20 protein-coding genes are annotated in these 17,009 nt (G+C 63.2%); 16 read left to right on the top strand and 4 right to left on the bottom strand.

From position 1 onward, the window contains the following. The first annotated feature begins 105 nt into the window (after positions 1-105). The 14 genes from LN996_RS13360 (at position 106) to LN996_RS13295 (ending at position 9,976) form a co-directional block, all read left to right on the top strand. On the top strand, positions 106-585 hold the full coding sequence (locus tag LN996_RS13360; protein WP_231340862.1) for an Asp23/Gls24 family envelope stress response protein: 480 nt from the start codon (positions 106-108) through the stop codon (positions 583-585). Next, a complete protein-coding gene (locus LN996_RS13355) occupies positions 582-773 on the top strand; it encodes a DUF2273 domain-containing protein (protein ID WP_024818603.1) in 192 nt (63 codons plus the stop codon). Before LN996_RS13360 ends, LN996_RS13355 begins: the two co-directional genes overlap by 4 nt. Continuing rightward, positions 770-1,216, top strand: a complete 447-nt coding sequence (locus tag LN996_RS13350) for a hypothetical protein (protein ID WP_231340861.1) — start codon at positions 770-772, stop codon at positions 1,214-1,216. Before LN996_RS13355 ends, LN996_RS13350 begins: the two co-directional genes overlap by 4 nt. Continuing rightward, the gene (locus LN996_RS13345) at positions 1,213-1,794 is read left to right on the top strand and encodes a hypothetical protein (protein WP_231340860.1); all 582 of its coding nucleotides are present in this window, start codon (positions 1,213-1,215) and stop codon (positions 1,792-1,794) included. The genes LN996_RS13350 and LN996_RS13345 overlap by 4 nt, the downstream gene beginning before the upstream one ends. Beyond that, entirely contained in the window at positions 1,791-2,396 is a 606-nt protein-coding gene (locus tag LN996_RS13340; RefSeq protein WP_231340859.1) for a hypothetical protein, read from the top strand. Before LN996_RS13345 ends, LN996_RS13340 begins: the two co-directional genes overlap by 4 nt. Before the next feature lie 95 nt (positions 2,397-2,491). Further along, positions 2,492-2,722 (top strand): CsbD family protein, encoded by a 231-nt coding sequence (locus tag LN996_RS13335; RefSeq protein ID WP_231340858.1) that lies wholly within the window; start codon positions 2,492-2,494, stop codon positions 2,720-2,722. A 111-nt stretch (positions 2,723-2,833) separates the two neighbouring features. Then, positions 2,834-3,418: an RNA polymerase sigma factor gene (locus LN996_RS13330; protein ID WP_231340857.1), complete on the top strand. Its 585-nt coding sequence runs from the start codon at positions 2,834-2,836 to the stop codon at positions 3,416-3,418. After that, a complete protein-coding gene (locus LN996_RS13325) occupies positions 3,415-4,044 on the top strand; it encodes an Asp23/Gls24 family envelope stress response protein (protein WP_231340856.1) in 630 nt (209 codons plus the stop codon). The genes LN996_RS13330 and LN996_RS13325 overlap by 4 nt, the downstream gene beginning before the upstream one ends. After that, positions 4,041-4,409, top strand: a complete 369-nt coding sequence (locus tag LN996_RS13320) for a hypothetical protein (RefSeq protein WP_231340855.1) — start codon at positions 4,041-4,043, stop codon at positions 4,407-4,409. The genes LN996_RS13325 and LN996_RS13320 overlap by 4 nt, the downstream gene beginning before the upstream one ends. An 84-nt stretch (positions 4,410-4,493) precedes the next feature. Beyond that, entirely contained in the window at positions 4,494-5,594 is a 1,101-nt protein-coding gene (locus tag LN996_RS13315; RefSeq protein ID WP_231340854.1) for a substrate-binding domain-containing protein, read from the top strand. A 145-nt stretch (positions 5,595-5,739) separates the two neighbouring features. Next, positions 5,740-7,047, top strand: coding sequence for a sugar ABC transporter substrate-binding protein (locus LN996_RS13310; protein WP_231340853.1), 1,308 nt, complete (start codon positions 5,740-5,742; stop codon positions 7,045-7,047). Positions 7,048-7,107: 60 nt separating this feature from the next. Continuing rightward, positions 7,108-8,064 (top strand): carbohydrate ABC transporter permease, encoded by a 957-nt coding sequence (locus LN996_RS13305; protein ID WP_231340852.1) that lies wholly within the window; start codon positions 7,108-7,110, stop codon positions 8,062-8,064. After that, positions 8,061-8,975 (top strand): carbohydrate ABC transporter permease, encoded by a 915-nt coding sequence (locus LN996_RS13300; protein ID WP_231340851.1) that lies wholly within the window; start codon positions 8,061-8,063, stop codon positions 8,973-8,975. The genes LN996_RS13305 and LN996_RS13300 overlap by 4 nt, the downstream gene beginning before the upstream one ends. Further along, positions 8,972-9,976, top strand: a complete 1,005-nt coding sequence (locus LN996_RS13295) for a hydroxyacid dehydrogenase (RefSeq protein WP_231340850.1) — start codon at positions 8,972-8,974, stop codon at positions 9,974-9,976. Before LN996_RS13300 ends, LN996_RS13295 begins: the two co-directional genes overlap by 4 nt. Before the next feature lie 81 nt (positions 9,977-10,057). On the opposite strand, the gene LN996_RS13290 is transcribed toward LN996_RS13295, so the two are convergent. The 4 genes from LN996_RS13290 to LN996_RS13275 all read right to left on the bottom strand — a co-directional run bounded on the left by LN996_RS13290 (position 10,058) and on the right by LN996_RS13275 (position 14,098). After that, a complete protein-coding gene (locus LN996_RS13290) occupies positions 10,058-10,537 on the bottom strand; it encodes a hypothetical protein (protein WP_231340849.1) in 480 nt (159 codons plus the stop codon). A gap of 516 nt (positions 10,538-11,053) precedes the next feature. After that, positions 11,054-12,148 (bottom strand): DUF998 domain-containing protein, encoded by a 1,095-nt coding sequence (locus LN996_RS13285; RefSeq protein WP_231340848.1) that lies wholly within the window; start codon positions 12,146-12,148, stop codon positions 11,054-11,056. Then, positions 12,145-12,573, bottom strand: a complete 429-nt coding sequence (locus tag LN996_RS13280; protein ID WP_231340847.1) for an STAS/SEC14 domain-containing protein — start codon at positions 12,571-12,573, stop codon at positions 12,145-12,147. The genes LN996_RS13285 and LN996_RS13280 overlap by 4 nt, the downstream gene beginning before the upstream one ends. A gap of 109 nt (positions 12,574-12,682) precedes the next feature. Next, positions 12,683-14,098: an MFS transporter gene (locus LN996_RS13275; RefSeq protein ID WP_231340846.1), complete on the bottom strand. Its 1,416-nt coding sequence runs from the start codon at positions 14,096-14,098 to the stop codon at positions 12,683-12,685. Positions 14,099-14,175: 77 nt separating this feature from the next. On the opposite strand from LN996_RS13275, the gene LN996_RS13270 reads away from it, so the two are divergent. After that, complete coding sequence (locus tag LN996_RS13270) at positions 14,176-15,405, top strand: GAF domain-containing sensor histidine kinase (protein ID WP_231340845.1); 1,230 nt, start codon at positions 14,176-14,178, stop codon at positions 15,403-15,405. Between the two features lie 88 nt (positions 15,406-15,493). After that, positions 15,494-16,948, top strand: a complete 1,455-nt coding sequence (locus LN996_RS13265; protein WP_231340844.1) for a polysaccharide deacetylase family protein — start codon at positions 15,494-15,496, stop codon at positions 16,946-16,948. Positions 16,949-17,009 lie beyond the last annotated feature (61 nt).

Here is a 17,009-nt window from a genome sequence, read left to right as displayed (position 1 = left end):
GTGATGCAGCTCACACAAAAGTCACCGTGAGGATCCTTCACTTCGTTGCGTCCTCTTCATGACGGCGCAAAAGAACGCCGCACACAACGGACAGGAGTGATTGCCATGACGATCCAGACCCACACCCCCGCAGACGTCCCCGCAAAGAACACCCCGGCGCCCATCCAGGACAAGCCAATCCAGGACAAGGGCAAGGACGGCCGTGGCGCCACCACAGTGGCCGACGGCGTCGTAGCCAAGATCGCCGGCATCGCCATCCAGGAAATCCCCGGCGTCCATGCCCTGGGCGGCGGCGCGGCCCGGGCCATCGGCAACCTCCGCGAAAAGGTTGGCCAGAAGGACCTCACGCAGGGTGTCAGCGTAGAAGTTGGCCAAACCCAGGTGGCCGTGGACGTCACCCTGGTTGTTGAATACCCCCACCCGCTCCAGGAAGTCGCAGACAACGCCCGCGACGCCGTTTACACGGCCATCGAGGACCTGGTGGGCATGGAAGTCACCGAAGTGAACGTCACCATCACGGATATCCATGTGCCGTCCGAGGATTCCGACGCCGATGATGCCACGCGTGAGCCGAGGGTCGCATGAGCCCCACAGTTACGGGCATGGCCGTAGGAGCGGTCCTGGCACTGGCCGGCTTGGCCTTCGGATTCTGGGGGCTGCTGCTGACGGCGTTGTTCGTAGGAATCGGAGCCGTGCTGGGCCGCTCCGCCGAGGGAAAGCTTGACCTGGGCGGGGTGCTGGATGCCCTGCGGGGCAAGCGCTCCTCCTCATGATCAGCGAAGCCGGTGGCCCGGCACCGGAGAACAACGCCGGGAACGAAGCCGGGCACAGGGCCGGGCACAGGGCCGGGCACACCCGAATTGCCCGGACCGCGCTCCGCAAAACGGTGGAAACCATCACGGCCCGCGCTTTCCAGGTAGGCGGGAGCAACGTCACGGCTGAACTGGACGACGACTCCGGCAGGCTCGGCGTCAGGGTTTCAGTCCAGCTTGCGCTCCCGCCCCTGTTGGGGCCCCGGCCGGATGCGGGCACAGCCCTGGACGGCAAAGCAACGCATGGCACCGTGTTCGAGAAGGCCCAGGCCGCGCGGACAGAGCTGGTGGCCCGCAGCCTGGAACTCACCGGCATGGAACTTGGCCGCGTCGACATCCGGCTCACTGGATCCAAGCAGGCACAGTTGAAGGAAAGTCACTCCACGGAAAGGAGGGTGCAGTGAAGCAGGACCGAGTCATCCGGCGCATGATCCGCAGGGACACACATTCTTCAAGGTCCATCCCGTCCGTGGTGGCGGCCTCCCTTCTTCTGATCACGTTCCTCTGGCTGGCGCTGGAATCCGTGCTGTGGCTGCTCAAGGACCAGCCCTTGCTTGCCAGCCCCGCCCAGCTGCGGAAGTGGCTGCTTGACCTTCCCGCCAACACCATCCCGGCGGGCATGACCGCAGCTGGCGTTGGCTTGGGAATTCTGGGGCTGCTGATCATCGGCATAGCGGTCGGCAAGGGACGCCGCCCCAGGCGCGCCCTGGCCAGCGACCGCACGGCAACGGTTGTCGATGACGATGTCATCGCCGCAGCCGTGTCCAGCAAGGCCCGGCTTGCCGCGGGCTTGGCGCCAGGGCAGGTGACCACCACCGTCGGCGGACGGTCCGTACGCGTCCAGGTCCGTCCGACGTCGGGCGTTCCCCTGAACCTTGAGTCCATCAAAACAGCGCTCGACGGCGAACTGGCCGCCTATGCGCTGGATCGGCCGGTCAAGCACAGCGTACGGGTATTGAACGAAGGAGCAGTGGGGCAATGAGAAGGACCAACCGTGCAGTGAACCGCATCCTGCTCACCGTGGTGGGGCTGGCCCTGCTGGGCACCGGAGCCGCACTCATCGCGGCCGGAACCCTGCCGGGAGCAGCGGATACCTGGCGGGCCATTGGTTCTACCCTGACGGATCAAGCCCGCACCCTCTCCAGCACCGCTCTCTTACCTGAACCGGCGAGAAGCTGGTGGCTGGTGGCCGGCGTTGCGGCGCTGCTGCTGGGCGCCGTACTCAGCGCCGCTTGGCTGGCATCCCAGGGCGGCGGCCGGACACCCCGCCTGGCAGAGCAAGCCGACGGGAGCAACGGCCGAACCGTGGTGGACGTTGGACTCATCTCCGCAGCAGTCCACCAAGCCCTGAACGGCAACAAGAACGTCCTGGCTGCTTCAGTCTCCGCTTGGGAATCACGGAGCGGGACGGCGCTGCGGCTCCGCATGCAAGCGCGCAAGGGAACCTCACCCAGGGAGCTTGCCGACACCGCCGAAGAACTCATCCAAGGAATCGACGCCTGGCTGGGCCATCCAATACCGGTCCTGGTCCGAATCACCAGCGGCGCCCGGACCCGGGTGTCCGGTTCCCGTCGTACCCGGTGACCGTCTCTCATCAGTCACCGCAGTGAAACAGCTTTCCACCGAATAAAAACCGGCACGGCCCTCAAAGGCCGCGCACAACAAGAAAAGGGAACACCATGGGTATCAACGACAAGATCAACAACGCAGCCACCGAGCACCTCGGTGCCGCCAAGGAAGGCGCAGGAAAGCTCACGGGCGATCAGGCGCTGGAGCGCGAGGGCCAGCAGGACCAAGCACAGGCCAAGCTCCAGCAGGCCGGCGAAAAGGTCAAGGACGCTGCAGCGGACATCAGCGAAAACATCAAGGATGCCGCCCAGAAGCTCAAAGAGGGTTTCACCAAGAAGTAAGACCGGGTCGGGACGGTTCCACCGGCATACGGAACCGTCCCGAACCTACCGCCTCGATTCACTATCCAAGATTCAGACTCAAGTCCACCGTGTACTGGGAAGGCAGGAAACGTGACTGGTTCACCCGCGGCGCAGCACCAACTGGACCTGGTTCCCGATGCTTTGCTGGCAGGCAGGGCCGCAGATGGTGACACGGCCGCTTTCGAGGCCCTCGCCAGACGCCACGGCCCCCTGATGCGGGCCACGGCCCGTCGGTTGACCGGCTCACTGGCCGACGCCGACGACGTCGTCCAGGAAACACTCGTCCAGGCCTGGAAACAACTGGACAGCTTGCGGGACCCGGCTGCGGTAAAGGGTTGGTTGCTTCGCATCGTTGGCAGCCGCAGCATCGACCATCTCCGGAAGCGCCGCAACCACGCGGACCTTGGCGACGTGGAAAACACAGTGGATTCCAATTCCCCGCCCAGGAACAAGGACCCGGAAACCAACGCCGTCAACAGCTCCCGAATCGAGGCCCTGAAGGCGGCGCTCTCCAAGCTTCCAGAGGAGCAGCGGCGTTGTTGGGTGCTCAAGGAGTTCAATGACCAAAGCTACGAGGAAATTGCGCTGACACTGAACATCAGCCCAGCCAGTGTCCGCGGCCGCCTGGCCCGGGCACGGATCACTCTTGCGCGCACCATGGAGGAATGGCGATGAACACCACCAGCGACACCCTCGAATGCGGCCACAGCCTCGCGGAGCTGAGCGCCTACTTGGACACTGGACAGATTGCAGATCCGGTCCACCTGGAAACATGCCCCGAATGCCAGGCCGGCTTGGCCTCGCTGCGTCACCTCTCCGAGCTGGGACGTGAACTGCTCAGCTCCGACGTGGCGGATGCCGGCTCCGGCACGGACGACTGGATGCAGTCCATCCTGGACAACCTCCGGCTGGAGTTGCGGCCGGGACGGAGCATTCCTTTGCAGTCCGGGAACCCCAACGACACTCTGTGGGAAACGGAAGGATCCATCTCCGCACTCATCCGTTCCGTAGCCGACGCCCTTCCGGGTACAGCCGCCGGCAAATGCCGCCTGCACGGAGACGTCACCACACCTGGAGCCGGGATCACCGTGGACGTGGAAGTAGCAGTCGTTTACGGACACCCCATGGAAGAACGTGCCGCCACGCTTCGCCAGGAGCTGGCAGAAACCCTGGCCGCCCATACTGAACTGACCATTCAAGCCATCAACATCACTGTCACCGATGTGCTGGAGCCGCCCAAGCCAGCAAGCCCTGCAGATGCCACTACCCCTGCAGATCCCATGACCGAGGAGCAGCCATGACCGAGCCTTTGGAAGTCGGGGATGCCGCCCCCGCAAGTGTTTCGGGCACCTGGGCAGAGTTGGGCGGTTTGGCCGAACAGCTGCTCGGAGTGGTTCAGGCGGTGGAAGGTGTCAACGCGGTCTACCCTGCCCAACCGCTGTGGCAGTCCATTGCCGGCGCCGCGTTGTCCGCCTTGACCGGGGAGACTCCTTCTCTGATCAGCCTCACTGACGATGCCGGGGTGCTCGCAGTAAAGATGCGGATCGCGGTGGCCACGTCCCGTCCGGCCCCGGTTGTGGCCCGCGAAGTAGCCGAAGCCGTGCGGCGGCACCTGCTCCCCCGGCCGGCCGCCGTCGAGGTCTCAGTGGTGAAGGTCGGCACATAAGGCGTCGTCGATCCGCGTCCGCACTCTGTTCTGGTTCATAATGAACAAACTGAACATAAGTGAACTTGATAGGCGGAGACCTGCATGCTGTCCGAGGATCGTCAACAGCTCATCCTGAGGGAGCTGGCTCTGCATGGCTCCCTCAATGCCGGGGAATTCGCGGCCAAACTGGGGACATCGGGGATGACTGTCCGGCGTGATCTCGCTGTGCTCGCCGAGCAAGGCCTGCTGGAGCGTGTGCATGGCGGCGCTGTCTCCACCGGCGGTAAGCCCGCTGGCCCCGCGGCCCCGCAGTCGACGTCGTGGCGTCCCGGCGGAAGGCGTCCGTTGGCGACGATCGGCATGATCGTTCCATCGGCGTCGTACTACTTTCCGGGCGTGATCCGCGGCGCCGAAGCCGCCGCGCAGGAAGCCGGCGTGCGGTTGGTGCTGGGGGTTTCCAACTACTCGGCTGCCGAGGAGCGACGGCAGCTGCGGCGGCTCTACGATCACGGGGTCGACGGAATCCTCATCACCCCCAGCGAGCAATCGTTGGCCAAAACCGAAACGCTGGACCTCTTGGCGGAATCGGAGGTGCCAGTGGTGGTGGTGGAGCGGTCCATCGACGACGCACTGGACTTCGGCCGGCTCGAATCAGTCCGGAGCGACCATGTGCGCGGCTCGGAGATAGCGGTGAACCACCTGCTGGGACTCGGCCACCAGAGGATCGCCATCTGCCTGCGCGAGAACAGTCCTACCGCGTCGCAGCTCATTGATGGATTCCACATCGCCATGCAGCGCGCCGGACACCCCCACGACGACTCGATGGTGCGTGCCATGTCCCGTGCGCAGAATGATCCGCAAGCCCATCGTGAGCTGATGAACGGGATCCTGGATTGGTGCGCCTCGACGGGAGTGACGGCCGCTGTTGTCCACACCGATGAGGATGCCCTCCAGTTTGTGAGCGCATGCCTGGAACGGCAGGTCCGAGTGCCGGAAGACTTCGCGATCGTTTCCTACGATGACGAGATCGCCGCGCTCGGGGCCGTCCCGCTCACCGCCGTGGCACCGCCGAAATACGACGTCGGCCACCAGGCGTTGGTGATGTGCCTGACCCGGATAGGGGGAAGGCGTGGGAGCACTTCAGCGCTTCAACGCGTGAACCTGTCCCCCGCCCTGGTGGTGAGGGACTCAACGCAGGCCTAGTCCCCGCCAGGACGGCGGGCTCAGGATTGTTTACTTCTGTTCACTTCATTGCTGATGTTCATTTTTGTGGATTTCATGGTGCGTAGTCCAAAGGTGCCCCAGAGCACACCACGACTTCGCATCGTGAACTTCAAAGGAGAACAGAATGAAGCGTCGCCAGCTTCTACTCGGAGCAGTCAGCCTGATGGCAAGTGCTGCCCTCATCACCGGCTGTGGCAGTTCCCCGGCCGCCACACCAGCCCCCACCGAAGACCCCTCCGGCACCATCACCTTCTGGTCGTCCATGGCGGGCATGGACAAGGTGGCCGAGGCGTTCAACGCCAGCCAGAACAAGATCAAGGTCACCTTCGAAACCATCCCCAACGGCGGCGCTGGCGGCTACGCCAAGCTCTCCACCGCCATCACGGCAGGCAACGGCCCGGATGTTGCCACGATCGAATACCCGCAACTGCCCCAGTTCGTCAGCAATGGCCAACTGCAGCCTTTGGACGGCTTCATCAACAAGGCCGAAACCGTAGACAAGCTCACTGACGAGACCAAAGCTTTGGTCCAGTTCGGCGACGCAACCTACGCACTCCCTTACGATGCCGCGCCCATGATCATGTGGTACCGCAAGGACATGCTGGACAAGGCCGGTGCAGGAGTCCCCAAGACCTGGCAGGAATTCGAAGAAGCCGGCAAGAAGATCAAGGCCGTAGCACCGGAAGCGCACCTCGCCAGCTTCAACCCGAACGAAGCCGCGCTGACCGCAGCCCTGTCCTGGCAGGCCGGCGCCAAGTGGTTCGGCACTGAAGGCGACAGCTGGAAGGTAGGCGTCAATGACGAAGCCACACAGAAAGTGGCCAACTACTGGCAGAAGCTGATCGACCAGAAGATCGTCAAGGTCCAGCAGTCCTTCAGCGACGAGTGGTCGGCAGACTTGGCGAGCGGCGCCGTCGTCGGCGTCCTTGGTGCCAACTGGAGCGCAACCGGCATCCAGAAGCGCACGGAAGCCAGCGGCCAAAAGGGCCAGTGGATCGCGGCCGAGGTGCCCAACTGGGGAACACCGGCAGACGCTTTCTACGGCGGTTCCAGCTTCAACATCACCAAGAGCAGCAAGAACCCGGCCGCTGCGGCCAAGTTCATCGAGTTCCTGGCCACCAGCAAGGACGCCATCACAGCCCGCGGCAACACCGGCTCCGCGTTCCTTGCCTTCCCGGGCCTGACGCCAGTAGCGCAGAAGGCGTTCGATTCCAGCTACTTTGGCAACGACATCTACTCGGTCTTCGACAAGGCCTACGCCTCCATCACTCCTGGCTGGCAGTGGGGCCCCAACTGGGACATCACCAACACCGCCCTCAAGGACGCCTACGGAAAACTGACCAGCGGCGGCAAGGTCCTGGAAGCCGTGGACACGGCGCAGAGCGCCACGGTGGCCGGACTCAAGCAGAACGGCCTCTCCGTCAAGGAGTAGGCCCGCACGGTGGGGCGGCTTCGTGACTGCGATGCCGCCCCGCCAGCGAGGAGATTAATCATGGTCACCCAAGCACCCACCAAGCCGTCCATCACCGGCCAACCCAAGGTTCGGACACAGCGTAAACCCCGCGCCATGTCCGGAACCGGGGGCCGCACCGCCGCACTGTTCCTGACACCCTTCTTCACGATTTTCGCCCTCGCAATGGTTGCGCCGGTCATCTACGCGATCGTGCTCAGCTTCTTCGCACAGCAAAAGTCCGGATTGGGCTTTGGCGAGGCCAAGACGTCGTTTGTGGGCTTGGAAAACTATTTGCAGGTCCTGCAGTCAGAGAGCTTCGTCGGCGGCATTGGCCGCCTCGCCTTGTACTGCCTGCTCTACATCCCCTGCATGGTGGGTGGTGCCCTGGCGTTTGCCCTCCTGATGGACGCAGCAGTCGCCCGGGCACGGAAGCTCTTCCAGCTCCTGGTCTTCCTCCCCCACGCAGTGCCCGGCGTCATCGCAGCGCTGATCTGGGCATACCTCTACACGCCCGGCGTCAGCCCGATCGTCTCTGTCCTGGAAACCGGCGGAATCTCCCTGAACTTCCTGGACAACCAGATGATCCTGCCTTCCATCGTGAACATCGCCGTCTGGGAGTGGACGGGCTACAACGTGATTGTGCTCTTCACCGCGCTGCAGGCTGTTCCGAGGGAGATCCTGGAGGCCGCCCGCGTGGACGGCGCCGGCGAAATCCGTGCAGCCATCAGCATCAAGTTGCCCCTGATCCTGCCTGCGTTGAGCGTGATCATGCTCTTCACGGTGATTGGCACGCTCCAGCTGTTCACCGAGCCGTCCATCATCTCCAAGGCCACGGCGTCAGTCACCAGCACCTGGGTTCCGAACATGTGGGCCTACGACGCCGCCTTCAACCGCCATAACCTCAACCAGGCCGCGGCCGCCTCCATCATCATCGCGCTCATGGCCGCCGTACTGTCCTGGGCCGTTACCCGCTTCAGCTCGAGGAACAAAGCATGAGTACCTCTACGATGTCCCGCGACCACACCTCAACACCGGCACCCACGCCCAGGCGCCGCCGACCGATTGCCCGGGCCGGCGGCTTCGGAAGCACTTTCACGGTAAACGCGTTGCTGATCCTGGGCTGCGCCTACATGGTCCTCCCCGTGGTGTGGCTGTTCTTCGCTTCCACCAAGAACACCGCGGACCTCTACGGCACAGCTGCCTACGCCTTGGGAGAGCCGGCGTTCCTTGAGAACATCATGGCGGTCCTGAACCAGGATGGTGGCATGTTCCTCCGCTGGATGGCCAACTCCATGTTCTATGCAGCATTCGGAGCGATCCTTGGCGGCCTCATCTCCGTCATGGCCGGCTATGCCTTCGACAAATTCCAGTTCCGCGGCAAGGATTCCTTCTTCGGAATCGTCCTGGTGGGCGTGCTGATTCCTAACACGGCAACTGTGCTCCCCATGTACCTGCTGGCCTCGGTCTTCGGCATCACCAACACCATCTGGGCCATCCTCATCCCTGTGCTGTGCAACCCCTTCGGCGTGTACCTTGCCAGGGTCTACTCGGCGGCGTACGTTCCGGCGGAAACGCTTGAGGCCGCGCGCGTTGATGGCGCCGGACCCATCCGGTCCTTCTTCTCCCTGGGGCTTCCCATGATGATGCCCGGCTACATCACCATCGCCTTGTTCCAGTTCGTGGGCGTATGGAACAACTTCATGCTTCCGCTGGTAATGCTCCAGGACCAGAAACTGCTGCCCGTGAGCGTCGGCATTTCCATCTGGCAGGGCTACTCCATTCCCCAACCCGAATTCACGCCCATGGTCATCACGGGTTCTCTGCTGTCCATCATTCCCTTGCTGGTGGCCTTCATCATGCTGCAGCGGTTCTGGAAGTCCGGACTGACAGCGGGGAGCGTCAAATGAGTTTGAATGTTGCCTTGGCCATGCCGTCCCACACGGCGCGGGCGGTGTTTCCGCCGCGGAGCCTGGACCCGTTGGAGCCCGCACTGACGCTGTTGAGCCGGGAACCCATCCAGGACTTCACCTCAGCGGAGGGCCGCTCCATCCTGGCAGAGGCAGACATCCTCCTCACCGGCTGGGGCTGCCCGGTGATCGACCACGCCGTCCTCGATGCAGCACCCCGCCTGCGCTACGTCCTGCATGCCGCAGGCAGCGTCAAACACCATATCGGCGACGCCTGCTGGGAACGCGGCATCCAGATCAGCTCCGCGGCCGATGCCAACGCCATCCCGGTGGCCGAGTACACCGTGGCCATGATCATCCTGGCCAACAAGCGGGTCCTCCAGATCGCCCGTGCCCTGCACACCACCCGGACCGATGTCCTGGCGGAGCAGCTGTTCCCGGACATGGGCAACTACCGCAAGCGCGTGGGCATCATCGGCGCCTCAAAAATCGGCCGGCACGTCATCCGGCTTCTAGCCCCCTACGATCTGGATGTCGTGGTTGCCGACCCCTACCTCTCCCCCGAGGAAGCCAGCGTTCTGGGGGTCGGGCTGGTCACGCTGGATGAACTCGTGGCGGGCAGCGACGTGGTCAGCCTCCACGCGCCGTCGTTGCCGTCCACCAAGAACCTCGTAGATGCCGGACTGATCGCACGGATGCGGCCGGGCACCACGTTCATCAACACGGCACGCGGTGAGCTGGTCGATCAGGACGCGCTGCTTGCCCGGGTGGAGAAGGGCGACCTTTACGCGGTCCTGGACGTAACAACACCCTGGGTACTCCCCTCTGATTCCCGGTTCTACACGCACCCCAACGTGCTGCTCACTCCGCACGTTGCGGGGTCCCTCGGCAACGAGCTTGAGCGTATGGCGGCGAGCGCCGTGGAGGAGGCATTGCGTCTGTCCCGCGGCGAACAGTTGCAGTTCCGGGTGAAGCTGGAGGACCTGGCGTTCACGGCGTAGGTGACCCGGGAGCGTCCTGACGCAAGGGCACGACGGCGACCTCCCGCCGTCGTGCGCTTGTTTCGTTGTGTTTGGTGCGGCTTAGCGCGCGTCCTTCTTGGCTTGGCGTTGGGCACCCTGCGAGCGGCTGGACGCGTCCCGCTTCACTCCGCCCGTGGTTTTCTGGTGCGACCGGGCCCGCCCCGAACCAGTGCCGGACTTGGTACCTGTTCCTGAGCTGTCCGGCCCGGACGATTTGCCTGCGCTGGCGCGTTCCAGCCGCTCGTCCTTCAGCTCCTCGGCGGCCTCGTGGGCCACGCGGGCAAGTTCTGTGCTGACGATCGAGAGCGCTTCTTCGAACACAAAGGCCCGGGCCCGGGCTTTGTCTGACTTGTTCGCCGCGGCTCCACGTCCACCAGCCTCCAGGACTTCATCGGCCGCTTTGCGTCGATAGTTGGTGGTGTATTTGTTCCGGGCCCGCCGTACCCGTTTATGCAAACCGAGCAGGCCTTCTTCGTCGAGCAGCTCAAGCCTGGCCGGCTCCAATTCGCGAATCAAATCAAGTTGATCTTGCTTCAACACCCACAGATATTGGTCCATTCGCCGATAATTCCATACCTCCCTTCCATGGGATAGGGAGTTGGGGAGTTCTCACTCGAAGAGGGGGATGAATCCCGTGTTACTCGAAGAGCTCCGGCGAGGCGGTGAGTGCAACAAATGCACGCTAAACAACCGCAACGACGCTTCCTCAACAGAAACATCCGGCCACAGAGCATCCCTATCCGACTCAGGCACCTGAATGCGATCCCATAACTCATCCGGCTCCAGGGGCATCCTGAAAGTTCTGGAACTCCCGCGATCATCGGTGAATATAATTTCGAATTCCCGGTTAACTTCGTTGAAGTTCGCCGTCAGTTCGCGGTCGCTCATTTTCGCAAGCAGGGCAGTGAGACGTTCAGCTGGGGTGGTCAACAGGCATGTCCTCGCAACTAGTGGGCAGGGAACGCCGCAATAATTCGCTCGTTCCAAGCCTTATGGAAACGACTGGCCTGTAGGTTGCAATGACCTGGACCTCTGCCTGGACCTCTGGGACGACCATTAGTCGTTGCCGGTGGCGAGGGCGTCGAGCAGGCGGATGAAGACGGCGATCCAGCCGTAGATGATCACGAAGGCGATGAGTTCAAAGGCTGTGAGGTTGAAGTAGCCCACCGGGAAGAAGAGCACGAGCGAAACGATGAGGGCGGCCAGGAACGCGCCGCAAAGAAGGAAGAAGCGGCGCGGCAGGCCTCTCAGAACAAACGGCGAGGCCAGCAGCAGGAGGATGAACACAACCGCCATCCCGGAAGCGAACAGCGTATGCACCAGGAAACTGACTGACAACGGAACCACGCCCACCCCGGCGAGGAGAAGGCCCATGGCCACAAACGCGCCGGAGCAGACGCCTGCGCTCCACGTGTTGACCAGCACGCCCCGCGCTATGAGTGAGCGAAGGTCGCGGTCCAGGTACACGGCGAAGGTGGTGATGAAGAAGCCCGCGACGATCAACGAGAGGTTGAACAGGCCACTGGATGCTCCACCCAACGTGCCGAGTTGGCTGAAATGGTACTCCCACCATTGGGGGTCCTGGGAGGTGGCCATGCTCGCCACCGTGCTCATCACCATGAACAGGACCAGAAGGCCGGACAACTTGCGGGTGCTGATGTCATACACCGAGAGATAGATCCAGTACACGGCCAGTCCGGATCCCACCGCCATTCCCACGGTCGCCGCGTAGATGTCCACGGTGAGTCCTTGGAAGCTGCGCTGCAGGAGGAGGAAAGTGGCGATAGTTGCGATCGCCGCGATCAAGGCATGGACCAGGGCCACGGTGGAGGAGTCAACGATGAACTTCCACGGCGGAAGGTTGAGCCGCCAATGCTGCTCCGGGAGGTACCGCGAACGCCAGTAGCCCACATAGGCGGCGGACAATCCGAGCACCAGAACCGCGCCCGCCGTCGTTATTCCAAGGGACACGCCTCCCCACAAAGGCGGGGTGCGGCCGAAGAAGATGAGCAATGCGGCCACGCCGGCCACGACCGCCGCCGAGGACGCCGCCAGAAGGGCTTCGGACTCGTTGGCCACCCGATGCTGCCGGGTTGAACTCCCGGGTGCGGGGGCAGCAGTTTTGGTAGCGTCCGACGCCGGTTCCGTCATGGTGCGGCTCTTCCGCCGGAGCCGCTCCGGTCCTTGTGCTCCTCGTGTTGCAGGTCCTCGGAGGAGCTCCGGAGCCAGGAGATCGCTTCCGTTTCGGAGGTGAAGAAGCGGGTGGGGCACGGAGGTTCTTGAACGGCCAATTGGTAGTCGGCGAGCATGCGGTCCACGGGGTTGTTTCCCAACAACGCGATCCTGGAGGCAGCGCAGGGTTCAACGAACACGTCCCGGGCTGCGCGGCTGAGATGAGCGGTGTCGGCCATGGTGACCAGCAGGGGATACCTGCTGCCCGCGGCGAGGCGGTTCACTGCCTCTACCGCTGCGCGGGCATTGGCGGCCTCGATGCGGACACCGGGTTTCCACGCAAGGAACATGACGTCCCCGGCCTTGAAGCCGATGAAGTAATCACTGGGGTCCTTCTGAGCCATAGAACCGTCTCCATCTCTGCAGGACCGCCCGCCCACCACGAACTGACTCCACCCTGCACCTGCAGGCAATCACCCGGTCTCATCCGAATAGAGTGATTTTTGCGGTCTCTCAGTTCGGGGACGCCGTGTCCACGTTTTCATTTTCCGGTTCTTCTGCAGCCGACTCCGCATACGAGGCGGAGACCCGCCGGTAGACCGGAGACAGGAAAGCAATCAGCGCCACGGCGATCATGATGAGGCCCGCGGCCAGGAACACCAGGGCGATGCCCCGCGAGATGCCTTCACCCAGCAGCGGTTCCAGCTGGGCCGCACCTTCCTCGGACCGGGCGTAAGGGATGAGCCAGAACTGGGCGATCGGGGCAATGAGGAAAGCGGTGATGGGTGCCGCCGCAGACTCGAACGCCATGGCGAAGCCAAACACCCTCCCTTGCCGGGGCAGGGGGACCACCTTTTGGATGACGGTCTGCTCTGCTGCCTCCACCACGGGAACCAGCGCCATGTAGAGCCAGATCCCGACGATGTAAAGCCACGCCCACTCCCGCACGGTGAACAGGGCCCCAATGAGCCCCATCAACGCAACAGCAATGAGCATGGTGCGCAACGGGTTGGAACCGAGCCCGAATTTTCCGATCAGTGCGCCGCCCAGGATGAAGCCCGTAGCGCCTATCGCGAAGACAGTTCCCCACATCTCCACAGAGAACATCTCCAGGCCGTAGGGATCCATCAGGGCCATATAGACCCCGCCGATGAAGTTGTTGAACGTGGAGAACAGGATCAGCGCGAACAGCCCGGAAATAGCCATGACGGCAGCCCATGAACCGCGCAGGTCGAATCCACCCTGGGCGTCGGAGGCGGCTGCCCGTACTTCCTCCGGCAGGCGCAGCGTGAGCAGGTGCCCGAAGGCCAAGGCCGTGAGGACCAGAGCCACAACCACGGTCCATCCCATGCCCAGCAATCCCACCGACAGCCCGGATAGCACCGAGGTGACAATGAACATAAGTCCCTGCACCATGCCCACCAGCCCGTTGGCGTTGGCCCGCCGGTCAGGCTCAATGAGGATGGTGACGGTGGTTGAAAGGGCAATGTTGCGCATGTTCTCCACCACCGCGCCGATCAGGATGATCATGGTGAAAACCCAGAACCAGGGTTGTGTCAGGTCCAACAGCGCCTGCTCCGGTGTCAGCAGGAACATGACTCCGGACAGGACGAACATCACGAGCGTGAAGGCGGCGGCGAAGCGCATGACCGCCAGCTTGCGGTATCGGTCAACGAAGGTGCCGAAGCTGATGCTGGAGAGGGCGATCAACAACATGTACGCACCGCCGATGACACCCGTGGCGATCACGTTCCGGGTCTCCAGGTACACCCAGAATGTCAGGGCGAACCACAGATAGCTTGTGGTGATGTTGGCGAGCGCGGTATTGATCAGGATCCCGGTGAAAGTGCGGGATCTCTGCGCGGGAGTTCGCACGGAAAGGTCGATGTTGTCGGTAGACGCAGCGGAGGCAGGTTCCTGCTCGGTCATGCGTCCCAGTAAACCACCGGGGCCAACCTGCCGGTAGTATCGGCAGGGAATTCACGAGACTCTTGGGGGATTGTTTTATGACGGAAATTCAGGGGCAGTTGTCCTTCACGAAGGACGCCGGCCGGGACTTGGAACTCCAGGAGTATGGCCTTAACCCGGCTGTGGATTCCACCCTTCTTCCCAATGCCGCGGTCCTGAGTGCCCTGCAGAACCTCGTGAGGCTTGCTACTGAGCTGTGTGGCGCACCGTTCGGCGTGGTCAACATCATCAGCGCCGAGTACCAGCACCAGATCGGCGCCTGGGGCGTCGACCCCGGGGTGTGCTCGCGTGAGGATTCCATGTGCGCCAAGGTGTTCCTCTCGGGTGAGAGGACCGTGGTGGCGGACGCCTCCCAGGACCCCCGTTTCGCGGACAACCCCTTTGTCACCGGCGAAATCGGCAACGTCCGCTTTTACGCCTCCGTACCGCTCCACACCGAGTCGGGATTCGTCCCCGGAACCCTGTGCGTTTTCTCCGACAAGACCAAGGAGCTGCGTCCGGAACAGGTCGGCATGCTGGAGGTCCTGGCCAAGCAAGTTGTGGAACTGCTTGAACTGCAGCACCGCACGGTCCAGTTGGATCGGACCTACTCCGAGCTCAGGGAAAGCAACGCCAAACTCGCCGGATTCGCCGGCCGGGTGAGCCACGACCTCCGCATCCCACTGACCACCATCCTCGGGTACGTGGAGTTGGTGGAAGATGACCCGGATGTAGAGCCGGAAAGCACCGCAGCACGATACCTGGACCGCATCGGCGCCAGCGGCCGGCGGATGCTCGGCATGCTTGAAGACGTCCTGAGCTACTCGCGCGTGGGTGGCGGCATCCGGCCCGCCGAGGTGTCCCTGCGTGAGGTCACCGATGAGGTTGTCCGCGACCTTGGAATCGAAAGCCAGAGCATCGTTGATGTTGAGGACCTCAGGCTCCACGCGGACCGAGGCCAACTCCGCACTCTGCTGCAAAACCTCCTCTCCAACGCCATGAACTACCGCAGCCCGGATCGCGGGCTCCGCATCCGCATCAGCGGCGTCTCCAACTACCACGGGGCCACAATCTTCGTCGCCGATAACGGCAAGGGCATCAACCCGCAGGACCGTGCCAAGGTCCTGGAACCTTTAGTGCGCCTGCGCCGGCAGGGCGACGGCCCCGGCTCCGGCCTCGGACTTGCCACCTGCAGCAGCATCGCCAAAGCACACGGCGGCGAACTCACCCTCGGGGAAACCCCCGGCGGCGGAACAACAGTCGCGGTCAGCTTTCCCTCTGGAAGCTAGGCTCCCCGGGGTGTCTCCGGTTCCCTTGGCGTTGCACCTGCCATTATTCGAGGCATGACGACGTCGCATTTCCGCTAGGGCACCTGTGATGCGGTCCGCCCCAGTCCGCTCACCGTTCACGATCCTCCTCATGGGCATCGTGCTCCTAACAGCCGCCTGCGTCCCGATGACGGTTCAGCCCTCTTCGCTGGCCCCACCAACGCTTGCGGTCATCGGGACGGCACCTCAGAAGATCATCCCGGGCCCGTCCATTGTTGATATGACCACGCGTACGGCCGGGACCTCTCCGACGGTCGCCACGTGGCAATACATCAGCGGCGCAGAGACTTTCAACAGCAGGCTCGATGCCCGGCTGCTCAGCATTTTTGATGCCCGTGCCGGCGGGCGCCACCAACCCGAGGCCCTGCCACCCACTCCTTCGGCGCTCCTGTCCGACGGAGTTTCGATCACCCACGAAATCATCCTTGCCGCCGGAAGTGTTGTTGGGTCCAGATTTGTTCAAACAACAATGGTTGGGGGCGAGCGGGTCGGGCTCGTCGACGAGATCATCTATCAGGACCTCAGCACCGGAGATGTCACGGACAGTGCCGCTTTGATCAGCCCGGCCATGACCGGCACCTTACGGGCAATACTCGGGGAAAACGGGGGGCCCGCGCACCCAGAGCCGCCACCAGGTTCAGCTGTTGACCCCGGGGTGCTGAACGCCATCGCGTTCACCGCCGAGGGGAACCTCAGCGTCACCCTCCACCACGACCCCCTCACAGGTGCGCCAAGGCAGCCTGTCACCATGATCGTGAACGCCGAAACCACTGGCGAGGTCCTTTCGCCTGCAGGCCAAGCCCTTCGCAGCTCAATCATGGCGAAAACACCGCCCCACTTCCCCGCGCCCGCCCCGATGGGCCTTGAACATATCGACTGCGACCTCGTCGCCTGCGCGGCCCTTACGTACGACGACGGACCCAACGCCCAAACCACCCGGCTCCTGGGGATACTCGAAAAGCACAAGGTGTTTGCGACGTTCTTCCAACAGGGCGGATATGTCAGGGCCAATCCGAAGGTGGCCGCGTCAGTGGCAGCAGCGGGCCACACGGTCGCAAACCACACCTTGAGCCATCCGAACCTGACAAAGCTTTCATCCGCGGGCATTGAGGGCGAGATCAACGGCGCCCGGAAAGAAATCGAAAAGGCGACAGGGGTGGTGCCGGGCTACTTGCGGCCGCCCTACGGTGCAAGCAATGCCTCGGTCGCCGATGCCGTGGGGTTGCCGCAGATCCTCTGGGATGTCGATTCCATGGATTGGCAATCAAAGGACAAGGCGGTCTACCTCCCGCGGATCATGAGGCTGGTCAAGCCCGGATCAATCATCCTCCAACACGACGTTCACGCGTCGACGGTGGACGGCCAGGATGAGCTGATCACGCAACTCAAGGGCAAAGGCCTTTACCTGGTGACCCTCCCGCAGTTGTTCGCCGGCATCGACCTGAAGCCCGGGGCAAGCTACAAATGCCGGGGCACCACAGCGGGTTGTGTTCCCGGCCGCTGAACTTCCGGAACCGAGCGCACGACGGCGGGAGGTCGCCGTCGAGCGCTGGCCACCGCGTCCT

This window comes from Arthrobacter sp. AK01 (assembly GCF_021109375.1).
In the GTDB taxonomy this organism is placed as follows: Bacteria; Actinomycetota; Actinomycetes; order Actinomycetales; family Micrococcaceae; genus Arthrobacter.
This window is presented reverse-complemented; position numbering and strand designations above follow the sequence as displayed.

Excerpts from the sequence above, each read along its gene's own strand:
- LN996_RS13270 (WP_231340845.1), top strand. The coding sequence starts at position 14,176 with ATGACGGAAATTCAGGGGCAGTTGTCCTTCACGAAGGACGCCGGCCGG.
- LN996_RS13360 (WP_231340862.1), top strand. The coding sequence starts at position 106 with ATGACGATCCAGACCCACACCCCCGCAGACGTCCCCGCAAAGAACACC.
- LN996_RS13265 (WP_231340844.1), top strand. The coding sequence starts at position 15,494 with ATGCGGTCCGCCCCAGTCCGCTCACCGTTCACGATCCTCCTCATGGGC.
- LN996_RS13340 (WP_231340859.1), top strand. The coding sequence starts at position 1,791 with ATGAGAAGGACCAACCGTGCAGTGAACCGCATCCTGCTCACCGTGGTG.
- LN996_RS13315 (WP_231340854.1), top strand. The coding sequence starts at position 4,494 with ATGCTGTCCGAGGATCGTCAACAGCTCATCCTGAGGGAGCTGGCTCTG.
- LN996_RS13310 (WP_231340853.1), top strand. The coding sequence starts at position 5,740 with ATGAAGCGTCGCCAGCTTCTACTCGGAGCAGTCAGCCTGATGGCAAGT.
- LN996_RS13295 (WP_231340850.1), top strand. The coding sequence starts at position 8,972 with ATGAGTTTGAATGTTGCCTTGGCCATGCCGTCCCACACGGCGCGGGCG.
- LN996_RS13350 (WP_231340861.1), top strand. The coding sequence starts at position 770 with ATGATCAGCGAAGCCGGTGGCCCGGCACCGGAGAACAACGCCGGGAAC.
- LN996_RS13305 (WP_231340852.1), top strand. The coding sequence starts at position 7,108 with ATGGTCACCCAAGCACCCACCAAGCCGTCCATCACCGGCCAACCCAAG.
- LN996_RS13335 (WP_231340858.1), top strand. The coding sequence starts at position 2,492 with ATGGGTATCAACGACAAGATCAACAACGCAGCCACCGAGCACCTCGGT.
- LN996_RS13300 (WP_231340851.1), top strand. The coding sequence starts at position 8,061 with ATGAGTACCTCTACGATGTCCCGCGACCACACCTCAACACCGGCACCC.
- LN996_RS13280 (WP_231340847.1), bottom strand. The coding sequence starts at position 12,573 with ATGGCTCAGAAGGACCCCAGTGATTACTTCATCGGCTTCAAGGCCGGG.
- LN996_RS13325 (WP_231340856.1), top strand. The coding sequence starts at position 3,415 with ATGAACACCACCAGCGACACCCTCGAATGCGGCCACAGCCTCGCGGAG.
- LN996_RS13275 (WP_231340846.1), bottom strand. The coding sequence starts at position 14,098 with ATGACCGAGCAGGAACCTGCCTCCGCTGCGTCTACCGACAACATCGAC.
- LN996_RS13285 (WP_231340848.1), bottom strand. The coding sequence starts at position 12,148 with ATGACGGAACCGGCGTCGGACGCTACCAAAACTGCTGCCCCCGCACCC.
- LN996_RS13355 (WP_024818603.1), top strand. The coding sequence starts at position 582 with ATGAGCCCCACAGTTACGGGCATGGCCGTAGGAGCGGTCCTGGCACTG.
- LN996_RS13320 (WP_231340855.1), top strand. The coding sequence starts at position 4,041 with ATGACCGAGCCTTTGGAAGTCGGGGATGCCGCCCCCGCAAGTGTTTCG.